This is a genomic window from Sulfitobacter sp. HNIBRBA3233, from assembly GCF_040149665.1.
GTDB lineage: Bacteria > Pseudomonadota > Alphaproteobacteria > Rhodobacterales > Rhodobacteraceae > Sulfitobacter > Sulfitobacter marinivivus.
In genome coordinates, this window is record NZ_JBEFLP010000003.1 from 107,136 (window position 1) to 119,485 (window position 12,350).

Here is a 12,350-nt window from a genome sequence, read left to right on the forward strand (position 1 = left end):
TAGCAGCAGCAAGAAGGAGATCGTGATGATCAGGTTCAGCGTGCCGGACATGAACTGCGGACATTGCACCGCGTCGATAGAGAAGGCCATTGTGACGATAGACCCACACGCGACTGTCACCTGTGACCTGACTGCGCGTTCCGTCGAGGTAGATAGCGCATTGGATGAAAGCGCTCTGAAGGCAGCGATTCACGATGCGGGCTACGGATCGCAAAGACTGAGTTAGTCCCGGCACTTCCAGTCATTACTGAAGTACTCACTACCATTTTCGCGTCTTCTGTCTGACTGGTGAACGTTGCTATGTATCTATTGCGCAACAGTTTTGAGCGCTCGCAGCGAGAATTCGCCTGCCTCGCTAGATTGTGCCAAACCTTCCCGCACTGTAAGCGTTGACTAATTTGTCAAAACGTCCAAGTTGCCGTTTATGAGAATGCGTGTCGCCACTTCGGTATGGGTGAAATTCCTCACTTGCTTCGCTTTTGCGTTGGCATTGGTTCTGTCTCCACCTTCTGCGGCACACGCGGCCTCGGGAATGCATGATGGTCAGCATTCTGGATCGATCAGCTCCCTTCTCAGCGAACCGACAGTTGGTCAGGGAACTGATATCCACGCCGACCACATGAAACACACGGCGACAGTTGACGTGGATGACATATCCTCCGACATGGGTGAAACAGAGCATCAATCAACTCAGTGTTGTAACGGAATATGCATTTCTGTCGTCATTCCAGACGCAGACTTGGTATTCCCGGATCCTATTGCTGCGAAAGAATATATGATCCTGAGCGGTCAGACGCATTCCGTCGAAACATCAGGGTTTCTGCGGCCCCCTCGATTCCTGATCTGAAACGGCGCCCAATCCGGGTGTGAGCCTTGCGCAGACTCTGCGTGAGACATCGTTCATCAATCAGGATACCTTCATGAAAATTCATCTACTTATGGGGGCTTCGGCCCTCGGGCTTGGCGCATGCGCCTATGAGCCTACCCCTTTGCCCTCCATTGCGACACAACAGGCTGTCGTCAACGCGACCGTTTCGTCTCCGATCAGCTATCAAGATCCATTGGCTGGCTACACCTATCGTGGTCCGACCGGCCCCCGTGATTGGCGGTCTGTCAATCAAGAGCAGACGGAGGGCAACTGATGCGGGTATCTAAGATTCCGCTGGTTCTTGGCTTTCCACTTTTCTTGGGTGCCTGCGCTACCGCAGTACCGGGAAGCTACACCGAACCGAAGGCCGGTTTTGCCAATGTGGCTAGCCAGATCACGCCAGCGATCGGCAAACGGACCGTGTTTGCGGAAACGCAGGCCGAAAACGAAGCTCTCAAGAAACAGGTGCACAGCATGGTGCATCAGAAGACGATCTCGGCCGATACGGCGGTTCAGGTTGCGCTGCTGAACAATAAGGGTCTGCAAGCGTCTTACGCCAATGTTGGCCTCTCGGCCGCTGAGGCCTGGCAGCAATCGACGCCGGAAAACCCGATCGTCTCAATTGGCGTCCTGGGAATCGGTGCGCCTGAGCTCGGTGCCTACAGGGCGATCGAAGGGCTGATCCGGTCGAACGTCCTCGATGCCACCACGCGCAAACAGCGCATGGCCATTGCTGATGCAAGCTTCCGGCAGGCTCAGCTCAATGCCGTGAACGACACACTTGCACTGGCCAATCAGACGCGAAAGGCATGGGTCGATGCAGTCGCCGCCTTCGAGGCAGTGAGCTATCTGCGGCGCGCGAAAGCGACCTCTGACGCCAGCTCGGAACTGGCTATGCGGTTGGGCGAGACCGGCGCACTCAACAAAGCTGGGCAGGCCCGCGAACAGGCATTCAATGCCGAACTGGCGGGGCAACTTGCACAGGCACGATTGAACGCCACTCGGTCCAAGGAGGCTTTGACCAGGTTGATGGGTCTCTGGGGCACCGAAGTCGATTACTATGTGCCAGATGCCCTTCCTGCACTGCCGCGTTCTGTCGGCCGTGTGACCGACATCGAGGCCAAGGCGCTCCGAAACCGGGTGGATCTGCGTGTTGCCAAACTTGGCCTGGAAGCGCAGGCCAAGGCGTTTGGGCTGACCGATCAGACCCGCATTGTCAGCGATCTTGAGTTCATTGCTGGGTTCGAGGCGGAGCGGGAGATTGAGGACGGAGAAACGGAAACCGTGACCACCCCTCAGGTGGAAGTGGAGTTCGCGATCCCGATCTACGACACCGGCAAGGCCCGGATGCGCAAGGCGGAATTGTCTTATCTTCAAGCGGCCAACGTGCTCGCTGAGAAGGCCGTGAACGTCCGGTCCGAAGCGCGCGGTGCTGAGACTTCCTATCATGCCGCCTATAAAATCGCGCGCCACTACCGCGACGTTCTGGTGCCGCTACGCACGACCGTCGAAGAAGAGGGTTTGCTGTCTTACAACGGCATGATCACCAACACTTTCGAGCTGCTGACTGATGTGCGCGAGAAACTTGGCGCATCCCTGGAAGCGGCAAACGCAAAACGCGAGTTCTACATGGCACAGGCCGATCTGACCGCTGCGATCTATGGCGGCGGCGAAGGCGGTGGTGGTGCTGGTGGAGAAGGCGCAACGCTTGCCGCCGGTGGCGGCGCAGGACACTGAAAGGAACTGACATGTTGAACAGACGTCAATTACTCGGAGCCGGCGCCGCAGGTGCAACGCTGGTCTCTTCAAAAGCCTGGGGTCAAACCCTGAACATGGGCCTGCCCGAAGCCGCGCAGATGGACAGTGCGGCAACGGCGATTACGGCGCGTCCATCGTCAGGGCCGGACTACACACCTGTGGTCACGCTGAACGGGTGGACCCTGCCGCACCGGATGAACAATGGGGTCAAGGAATTTCACCTCGTGGCCGAACCGGTAGAGCGCGAACTTGCAGACGGCATGATCGCGCATTTGTGGGGTTACAACGGCCAGTCCACCGGTCCAACGATCGAAGCAGTCGAAGGTGACCGGGTCCGCATCTACGTCACCAACAAGCTGCCGGAAGGCACCACGGTGCACTGGCACGGGCTCATCCTGCCCTCGGGCATGGATGGGGTCTCCGGGTTGAGTCATCCCAGCATCCCGCCAGGAAAAACGTTTGTCTACGAATTCGACTTGGTGAAGTCCGGCACGTTCATGTACCACCCCCATGGCGACGAAATGACCCAGATGGCGATGGGGATGATGGGCATGTTCGTGGTCCATCCCAAGGATCCCACCTTCATGCCGGTGGATCGCGATTTTCTGATCATGCTGAATGCCTTTGACATCGATCCCGGCACATACGTGCCGCGCATCATGACGATGACGGACTTCAACCTGTGGACGTGGAACAGTCGGATCTTCCCCGACATCGATCCGCTGGTCGTGAACAAGGGCGACAAGGTGCGAGTACGCGTCGGCAACCTCACGATGACAAACCACCCGATCCACATGCATGGCTATGACTTCAAGGTCACCTGCACGGATGGTGGCTGGGTGCCGCCAGAAGCGCAATGGCCGGAGGTCAGCATCGACATCCCCGTGGGCGCGATGCGCGCCTATGAGTTCGTCGCAGACCATCTGGGTGACTGGGCGATTCACTGCCACAAGTCGCACCACACCATGAATGCCATGGGTCACGATGTGCCGACGTTCATCGGGGTCAACAAGAAGCCGCTGACCCAGAAGATCCGTCAGTTCCAGCCGGAATACATGCCCATGGGCATGTCCGGCATGGGGGACATGGCGAAAATGGAAATGCCGCTGCCTGACAACACGATCCCGATGATGACGGGTTGGGGGCCCTACGGCCCCATCGAGATGGGCGGCATGTTTTCGGTCGTAAAGGTGCGGGACGGCATCGACGCGGACGATTACTCCGATCCCGGCTGGTACGAAAATCCTCCGGGCGAGATGGCCTACGAATGGACCGGCGAATTGCCCGAGTTTGCCTCGAACAACAGTCCCAAGACCATTCTCACACCAAAACCAAACTCGAAGGGCTGAACGGCCCTTCGTCAACTCCAACCAAACCAACTTACAGGACAATGAAATGAGAAATCTTCTTTTGACGACAAGCTTCGCGTTGGTGCTTTCGGCACCAGCATTTGCCGCAGGCACACATGATGGCGGGCACGGTGAGACCAAGCCGGCCGCAATGATGATCGGTATGCCGGGTGAAGCCGCCAATGTGGACCGCACAATTGATGTCACTCTGCTCGAAAACGACGAAGGCGAAATGCTGATCGAGAGCGAAGAGATGACCATCAAGGAGGGTGAAACCATCCGCTTCAACATCACAAACAAGGGTGAGCTGGAGCATGAATTCGTCCTTGATACAGTCGAGCGCAACGCCGAGCACAAGATCGAAATGGCCAAGATGGATATGGAACACGACGACCCGAACCGAATCCGTCTCGATGCGGGCGCTTCGGGTGAGGTCGTCTGGACGTTCGCGAATGCTGGTACGTTCGAAGCGGCGTGCCTGATTCCGGGTCACTACGAATCCGGAATGCACCGTGCGGTCTCAGTGGGGGACCAGATGGCTCAGGCTGACGTGGAATATACGAGCGGGACCATCAAGAAGATCGACGCCAAGGCCGGCAAGGTCACAATCATCCATGGCCCTCTGGTCAACCTCGATATGCCCGCGATGACGATGGTATTCCGCGCGGACGAAGCGATGATGGCCAAGATGGCGGAAGGTCAGGACATCGAGTTCGTCGCCGACCGGGTCAAGGGCAAGCTTACTGTCACGCAGATGAAGTGAAGATAGACATTGGGGCCGAGGCGAACACGCCCGGCCCCAACGCTTTGAGGCAATAAAATCAAGCGCTACGGAGGTAGCCGAGCATTATGAAATTCCTGATAGTCTGCACCACCGCCCTTATGCTCGTCTTTCCGGCTTTCTCAGTGAACGCTTCCAGTGGCAAAGGCCAGCAACCTCATGCGCGGGCCTTTGAATTGCCTGGCCATGATGCGATCGGGAAGCCCGGTGTCGGTTCCTCATTCGACCGGACGATCGAAATATCCATCAGGGAGACAGAAAGCGGATACATGCTTTTCGAGCCGGACGCGATCCAGATTGAAAAGGGATCGGTCGTTCGGTTTTTGATCGGCAATACGGGCGCTCTGGATCACGAGTTCTTTCTCGGCTCCTTTGACGAAATTGCGAAACATCAGCAGTGGATGCGCGAACACCCCGATATGCAACATGATCGCGCCAACTCGGTTTTGATCCCAAGTGGACAAAATGCCGAGCTGATCTGGGAGTTCTCCGATATGACAAACCTGGAGTTCGTGTGCTTGATACCCGGCCACCGGGAAGCGGGCATGTGGGGCGTCATCATCGTGCACGATCACCTTGCGCCGAAATCCAAGGGTTAGAGTTTTTGATGTCACTCCTGGACAGGTATCACGTGCTTGTACACAACGTATCTGCCGCGTTCGGGTACGACTACAGCGATGCGACGCCAGACTGGGTTCACCCGTTCATTCATCTGATACTGGTCTTGGCACCCGCGCTGCTGATCACTGTCGGCTCATATCTTGCTATTCGCGGCATTCTCAAGCTTTGGAAGCGCCGTCACACCCCTACGTTCCACCCCGAACCCATACGGGGGCTTGAAGGCAGTCTTTTCAGCACGGTCCTGCGCTATTCCAGAAGGCAGCAGGAATTGATGATTGTAGTCAGCCTCATCGCGATGCCTATTCTATATTTGACCCTCGAACTGCCAAAGCAGATCGTAAACAACGCTTTGGATTCTGATCGTTTCCCCGTTGGTGTTTTGGGGCGAGACGTCGATCAGGTCGTTTTCCTAATGCTTCTCTGTGGTCTCTACCTTTTGGCGATCATCCTGAATGGGCTAAACAAATATGGCCTTAACGTGTTCAAGGGATATGTAGCTGAGCGTTTTCTGCGGCGCTTCCGGCTGCTGGTCTATCGGCAATGGCGCAGCGATCTCGACTCCCGAAACCAGAGCGAAATCGTCCCTATTCTCGCACAGGAAGTTGAGCCCATAGGTGGCTTCGCGGCAGATGTCCTCACGCTGCCAATCCTACAAGGTGGTACATTGTTGACGATCCTGTTTTTCATGTTCGTTCAGGACCCTGTGTTGGGTGCCGCCGCACTGACGGTGCTGCCAATCCAGCTCGTGCTGCTGCCCAAGCTACAGCGGCGTGTCAACGCCCTTTCACGTACAAGAATCAAGGAAGTCCGACAGCTCGGCAGACAGCTTAGCGAACAGTTGCATGAACGGCAGGTCAATCCGACCGGACTGCTACCGGCCGGAGCGAGTTTTAGAGAGCTTGAGCACGTCCGCAGGAAGATTTTCCGCCTGAAGTTCTTCATCAAGGCCCTCAACAATTTTCTAACCGCGCTGACCCCATTCCTGTTCTACTCATTGGGAGGATATTTCGTCATCGAAGGGCGTATTACACTCGGTGCCCTGGTGGCCGTCCTAGCCGCACACAAAGACTTCTCGGCACCGCTGAAAGAACTCTTCAATTACTATCAGACGCTGGAAGACACGCGGATCCGGTACCACGAAATCACGACCTTTTTCAACAAATCGATCCAGCAATCCGCAATTGTTCAAGCAGACAACACCATGCCGCAGGAGGTCAGTCAATTCGAGCAAGCCCCAGTGAGATGCCCGGCTTCGTCTCTAAAAAGGCAGGGGGACATCGCAACATCATGAAAGAGTTTGATAGTATGAAATGGGCAGCGATATTTTTCGCTCTGGTCGCCGTCGCTGCAGCAGTATGGTTCATTGTGCAACCGAGCCACACTCGGACGGGCGTCCAGAGGGAGGAGGGCATCGCGCTTTCCGCGGGTGCTCTCGCTACTGTCAAGCTACCAAACAGTTTCACAGAGCAGGAGCAAATCGGCGCAAGCGCTTATGATGCGGTCTGTTCCGCTTGCCACGGTCGAAACGCGCAGGGTCAAGATGGCGTCGCTCCTCCGCTTGTTCACAAGATCTACGAACCCAGCCACCACGGCGACATGGCGTTTGTCCTCGCAGCGCAGAATGGAGTTCGGGCGCACCACTGGGAATTTGGCAACATGCCAGCGGTTGAAGGCGTGACGCGCTCAGACATCCTTGCTATCGTGGCGTACATTCGAGGTTTGCAGCGGGCCAACGGAATTGACTAAGCATTTTCGTCGGTCAAAAGAATGGGAGTTGGCGCACGGTCAATCAGCATTTGGTTTGCCACAGAAAAGCAATAACGGTGGGAAAATTCTGCTCATGAGTAAATGTTCTGCTGCATCGACTCTGATCCTTGGTGCATTGCTCGCTTCGTCCACCGCATCATACGCGGAGGAAACCGGATTATTCAGATTGACCGACCGCGGATCACCGGTTGGCATCAATGCGCGCGAACCATCACTCGCACCCTTGTCGGATGGCAGGGTTTTACTGAGCTGGACCGAAGAAAGCGGAACCGAAGCGGAAGTTCGCATGGCCATCCTTGATGGCAAAGAGTGGTCGGATGCTCGGACAATCCATAAATCGTCAGAGACTTACATCAACTGGGCCGACTTCCCTTCGGTAGTGGCTCTTGCTGAGGGTAGTCTGGCGGCGCAATGGCTAGAGTTGAATGGACCGGGCGATTACCAATACGACGTGAATATCGCCTTTTCCCTAGATGAAGGCAGAACCTGGACGGACCCGATTGTCCCTCACGATGACAGATCGCAACGCGAGCATGGTTTTGTTTCATTGATTCCCGACCAGTTTGGCGGATTGACGGCGCTGTGGCTGGATGGCCGGGGGTATGACAGTCAGACAGAAGGCGACAGCTTCGAAAATGCGATGCAGTTGCGCGCGCGGCAGATCAACTCTGACGGAACGATGCAGCCAGAAAGCCTGTTGGATGTGCGCACCTGTACCTGTTGCCAGACTTCTGCGGCGCGGACTGCATCAGGCGACATAGTGGCGGTCTATCGTGACAGAACCGCCGATGAAATCCGCGATATATCGGCTGTCCGGCAGGCCGATGGGGAGTGGACGGAGCCCGCCACGATCCATAACGACGGATGGGAGATCGCCGGATGCCCCGTTAATGGCCCGGCTATTGATGCGATGGACGATAAGGTTTCCGTCATCTGGTTCACAGCAGCCGAGAACGAGCCGAAGGTTCGTATCGCCTTTTCGGACGATAGCGGTGCGCAGTTCGACGAACCGCTCCGCATTGATCTCGGCGCGGCCGCAGGTCGGGTGGATGTCCTGCAAATGCCGGATGGAAGCGCATTGGCGCTCTGGATCGAATTTGTGGGAGGCGGTGAAGCGATCGTCATGTGCCACGTATCGCCAGATGCTGGATGTGCCGCGCCTCAGGCGCTACACATCAATCGAGGCGGCGGATCGGTCGGTTTTCCGAGGATGGCGCTTGGCGGAACCGGGGCGTTTGTGGCCTGGACGCAACCGACCAGCGGCGCGGACGGCAATACCACAATCCGCGTCGTTGAAGTCGCTGTGAGGCCATAGGTTTTGAGCTTCCTTTCGGTTTGACAGTTTCTTTGGTTCCTTTGCTCACAACCTACTTTGCAACCGAAAGTTCGACTGGGTGCGCCGTCGGTTTTCGTTTCGTGTAGAGGGTCGGAGACTCCCATATCACCTAGAGCGTCAACCTTCTTAGGCGGAGTGAACATACTAGTTTACATAAACTTCACTATCGGATCTTGGCATCTGTAGCGGGGCTTTCCCCGCTCTAAATCGTGACAAGTGAACCTACCTGGAAATTTCACCTGCCAACACCGCTCTTCCATGCACCGCCAAAGTTGCTGAAAACCTCTGGCATCCAAACCTGCGGATTACATCCAGTACGCGCGCTTCGTAGGCAGCGTGACCGATCAAACGACACAGGTCGGACGCGTGGAACTGGCGGTTCGCAGTCGGGGCGGCTTGCATCTGTCTCAGCAATTCGCGCTCTTTGGGGTCTGCTACCCGCTTCTGCGATGGTTTCACCTCGGGACGAGGCCGAGTCCCCGGCGAATTCCGCCATCGGCGCATGAAGCCAAGCAGGAAGCCGGCCGGCACCCTGCCGTTGCCTCGGGACCGATTGAAGGCGAGGAAGCGGTCCCAAATGACCTGGGTGTCGACGTTCCAGCAGGGCAACGTGGCCTTCGCTGCTTTGATGAGCTCTGCCCAACTGGTGTCGCGTAGCCCATAATTGTGAGATGAGAAATCCAACGAAATCAACGGCTGAGCTTTGCCCTTAAATTTGAAATTTTGCCTTTAATTCCGATATTTTTGTCCTTAAAGCCGAGACAGGGTTCACAGACATGCGCGGCAATTTTCGATGGATGATGATGGCGAAGACTCCGTTGCAGTTGGTGCTGAAGAGTCGCGCAGGGCCGCCGTGCTGCGTCCGCTTGTTCAGGCATATCTCAATGGGACCGGCAGTCTGGAAAGTGGCATCAATGACGCCGTTTGGGAGCTTGGTGTCAGCAGGGCGACGGTCTGGCGTTGGATAAAGCGGCTGGCTGAAGAGGGTGGGCGCACCAGCGCGCTGGCTCCGCGAAAACGGGGCCGTCCGACCGGTACGACCTTGATATCCGGCAAGGTTGAAGCGGTGCTCGAAGAGCATCTTCGCCGGTATTTCTTGCGCCGGGAGCGTTCGAGCCTCTCGCGCGTCGTGACTGCGATCCGCAGCGCGTGCTGGCAGCAGGGCTTGCAACCGCCGACACGGCGGACGGTTCAGCGTCGTCTGGATGCAATGGATGCCCGCGAAGTTGCAAAGGCACGAGAGGGGGCAAAGGCTGCCCGCCAGAAATTTGCGGCCGTCACAGGCGAGAACAAGGCCAGTCAAACACTGGAGGTCGTGCAAATCGACCATACACCTGCCGACATCATTCTTGTCGACAGTTTTGAGCGCCAACCAATTGGCCGGCCGTGGGTCACGCTGGCGATCGACATCGCAACGCGGATGGTAACTGGATACTACACCTCTCTGGAGGCCCCTTCGCGTCTGTCAGTGGCGCTTTGCCTGACACAAGCGGTTGCCCCCAAGGCGGAAATTCTGGCAGAATTGGAGTGCAATATTCCTTGGCCCGCACAGGGCAAACCGCACAGCATCCACGTCGACAATGGCCGCGATTTCCGGTCGCGGGCCTTTCGGTCGGCATGTGCGGAGGGGAGTGGGCAAAACTTGGGGGTTATGCGGCTGCTCTTTGGTACGCACCAGTTAGACGGCCGTCGAGAACGGCGGCACGCACAACGGCCACGCGGTGGGCTCCCTTGGGCGACCATCTCATTCGGCGACGTTTTCCCATGCGGGTGTTGCCGATGTCGTCTACGCAGCCCTCGGCCCGGGATGAAGAGATCGGAAGCCCCGCACGTTGCCGCCGACCATAGTCGGTCAGATTGTCCATGTTGTTCGCAAGGTAGGAATAGAGATCCCGGCACCGGGCTTGCACCCGCCGGACGGCTTCAGTTGCCACGCGGTCATCTGTACCCAGCCGGGCGCAATCGACCATCAACCATTGCAGACTGGTCGTGGCAGTCAGGACTTTTCCATGCCACAGGTACCATCGCAGCGCTTCGGCCGGACGTTTGAACAGCACTGGAATGCCGGAAAAGCCCCTGACCTGCAGCAGGCCCTTCACCGCGTTCTCGATGTGCTGAATACGCATCGAAATGTGCCACCAGTCGAGGATGTGGCGGACCTTTCCACCGACTGCGCCGCGCACGAGGTTTGGCAGGGCGGGTTCCCCGTCCGAGATCACCGTGACGGTTTTTCCGCGATCCCAACCGAGAGCCCTCAAGTCCTGGCGAAGCTGGCTGGCAGGTGACAGCACCGCCTGTTGAACAAGGCCAAAGCGGCGGCACTTGTCGTGGCTTTCGATCTTGCCCACCACAACATCGAGGTGTCGTTTCTGGTATTCCGGTCTGCATCGGATATGCGCACCGTCCAGGAAAACCGTCAGCGCAGGCGCCTCTTCGGCGGCTGAAGGAACCAGCGGCTCAGTCTGCTCGCTGTCGCAGATCTCCCGGGCAACTTTACCCAGTCGATTGCGCACCGATGTGTTCACCTGCTTCGCGCAAGGCAGAAAGGTTTCCAGGATACGCGCCGCTTCCCGGAAGGAATGACGCGCCCCAAGTTCGGCTTGAAGGCGTCGCAGTTCCGGGGTCGATCGATCCGGAAAAAAGTGCGCGAGAGGCGAAAGCGGTCCGCCCAACACAACATCGGATTTTGCATTGCAGGCACAGCGGCGAATGCGCGGCACCTTGACCTCGAACCTGCCGAAGAGCGTGTCGAGCACCCGAGACCGATAATCATGTATGGCCCGGACCCCGTCGCAGTCGGGACAGATCCTGCTTGCTTGAGAAATCTCCTCGATCTGGTCGAGCAGGATCGCTTTCTGCAACTGCCCGAGGATCGTCTTTGCATCTTCGAGCAACAACCCGAACCCCTCAGGCTGCGTGGGTCGAAACGTGCGGGACAAACGGCCAAGATGATGCCTCTTTGTGGTTCCGTTCTCAAGGGTCGTCTCGACAATAATCCGCACTTCCATGGTAGTTCCCTTCTCAATGAACCACCAACATACACAGACACCCCCAAGTTTTGCCCACTCCCGATTTAAGGGCAACGCGACAAGAGCTATTCTGCGGTCAGAAAATTTGTAAGTTCCTGTACAATCAAGTCTCGATCATTATCCAGAGTAGCCACGTGATAAGAATTTTCGAGCCAGCAAAAGGTGATGGAACGAGAGGCAACTGCGCCTTCGATCCGTTTGCCGTTCTTAGAACTGACGACATGATCCGTACGCGATTGTAGGATCAACAAAGGTTTGTCGAGCAGTGGCAACATTTGCCCTGTTGCAGTCACCAAAACATACCGTTCTTGGGCAACGGAATTTGGTATGCGATCATAGCAGATCTCTTTGTTGTCAAGGTTCTTAATGTCCGAACCGATGCCAGGATGATAATCCTCCGCGCAGCCTTCAAAAAACGCTTTCATTTGTTGCGGTGAATAGAGGCCCGTTGACCCGTTGATTGTGGCAACTCGATCAACTAGATCACCGCGCCGGATCGACAGGTTCAACGCAATCGTCCCGCCTAACGACAACCCTGCGATGCAAACGGTAGTACACCGTGCGCTTAGCGCCTCCAGCGCGTCCTCTGCAGAATTCAACCAATCGCGAAAACCAGTTTGGGCAAAATCCTCTGGCGTCGTCCCATGCCCGGCAAGCAAGGGGGCCATCACCGTGGCACCGGAAAGCGCGTGCAATCGGTGGCCCACATAGCGCACACTTTGCGGCGTGCTGGTAAAGCCATGCAGCAACAAGACACCGCAACGGGATCCTTCAAGAAGAAAAGGCGCGGTGCTGTCGTTTTCCATATGGCTTTCAATCCTGTCATTCGTCCGTTTCGTTC

The 12,350-nt window shown here is 56.8% G+C and carries 11 protein-coding genes and 2 pseudogenes; 10 read left to right on the plus strand and 3 right to left on the minus strand.

Features of this window, described 5'->3' with window-relative positions; genetic code table 11:
• Window positions 1-25 precede the first annotated feature (25 nt).
• The 9 genes from ABMC89_RS16440 to ABMC89_RS16480 all read left to right on the plus strand — a co-directional run bounded on the left by ABMC89_RS16440 (window position 26) and on the right by ABMC89_RS16480 (window position 8,459).
• Entirely contained in the window at window positions 26-226 is a 201-nt protein-coding gene (locus tag ABMC89_RS16440; RefSeq protein WP_009815466.1) for a heavy-metal-associated domain-containing protein, read from the plus strand.
• Between the two features lie 198 nt (window positions 227-424).
• Window positions 425-847: a hypothetical protein gene (locus ABMC89_RS16445; protein WP_349569871.1), complete on the plus strand. Its 423-nt coding sequence runs from the start codon at window positions 425-427 to the stop codon at window positions 845-847.
• 294 nt (window positions 848-1,141) lie between these two features.
• Window positions 1,142-2,605, plus strand: a complete 1,464-nt coding sequence (locus tag ABMC89_RS16450) for a TolC family protein (RefSeq protein WP_349569873.1) — start codon at window positions 1,142-1,144, stop codon at window positions 2,603-2,605.
• Window positions 2,606-2,616: 11 nt separating this feature from the next.
• Window positions 2,617-3,975, plus strand: coding sequence for a multicopper oxidase family protein (locus tag ABMC89_RS16455; RefSeq protein ID WP_110476940.1), 1,359 nt, complete (start codon window positions 2,617-2,619; stop codon window positions 3,973-3,975).
• A gap of 46 nt (window positions 3,976-4,021) precedes the next feature.
• Window positions 4,022-4,738 (plus strand): copper-binding protein, encoded by a 717-nt coding sequence (locus ABMC89_RS16460; RefSeq protein WP_037941725.1) that lies wholly within the window; start codon window positions 4,022-4,024, stop codon window positions 4,736-4,738.
• An 86-nt stretch (window positions 4,739-4,824) separates the two neighbouring features.
• The gene (locus ABMC89_RS16465) at window positions 4,825-5,355 is read left to right on the plus strand and encodes a cupredoxin domain-containing protein (RefSeq protein ID WP_349569875.1); all 531 of its coding nucleotides are present in this window, start codon (window positions 4,825-4,827) and stop codon (window positions 5,353-5,355) included.
• Window positions 5,356-5,363: 8 nt separating this feature from the next.
• Window positions 5,364-6,668: an ABC transporter transmembrane domain-containing protein gene (locus tag ABMC89_RS16470; protein WP_349569877.1), complete on the plus strand. Its 1,305-nt coding sequence runs from the start codon at window positions 5,364-5,366 to the stop codon at window positions 6,666-6,668.
• Window positions 6,665-7,123, plus strand: a complete 459-nt coding sequence (locus ABMC89_RS16475; protein WP_349569879.1) for a c-type cytochrome — start codon at window positions 6,665-6,667, stop codon at window positions 7,121-7,123. The genes ABMC89_RS16470 and ABMC89_RS16475 overlap by 4 nt, the downstream gene beginning before the upstream one ends.
• Window positions 7,124-7,151: 28 nt before the next feature.
• Entirely contained in the window at window positions 7,152-8,459 is a 1,308-nt protein-coding gene (locus ABMC89_RS16480; protein ID WP_349569881.1) for a sialidase family protein, read from the plus strand.
• Between the two features lie 243 nt (window positions 8,460-8,702).
• Here the strand turns inward: ABMC89_RS16480 and ABMC89_RS16485 are convergent.
• Window positions 8,703-9,131, minus strand: a pseudogene (locus ABMC89_RS16485) (hypothetical protein); the annotation flags it as partial.
• 142 nt (window positions 9,132-9,273) lie between these two features.
• Between ABMC89_RS16485 and ABMC89_RS19095 the strand changes: the two are divergent.
• Window positions 9,274-10,047, plus strand: a pseudogene (locus ABMC89_RS19095) (TnsB C-terminal domain-containing protein); the annotation flags it as partial.
• Window positions 10,048-10,129: 82 nt separating this feature from the next.
• Here the strand turns inward: ABMC89_RS19095 and ABMC89_RS16495 are convergent.
• Window positions 10,130-11,488 carry an ISKra4 family transposase gene (locus ABMC89_RS16495; RefSeq protein ID WP_349569883.1) on the minus strand — a complete coding sequence of 453 codons (1,359 nt, stop codon included), beginning with the start codon at window positions 11,486-11,488 and terminating at the stop codon, window positions 10,130-10,132.
• Window positions 11,489-11,574: 86 nt separating this feature from the next.
• Entirely contained in the window at window positions 11,575-12,315 is a 741-nt protein-coding gene (locus ABMC89_RS16500) for an alpha/beta hydrolase (protein ID WP_027260353.1), read from the minus strand.
• Window positions 12,316-12,350: the final 35 nt, after the last annotated feature.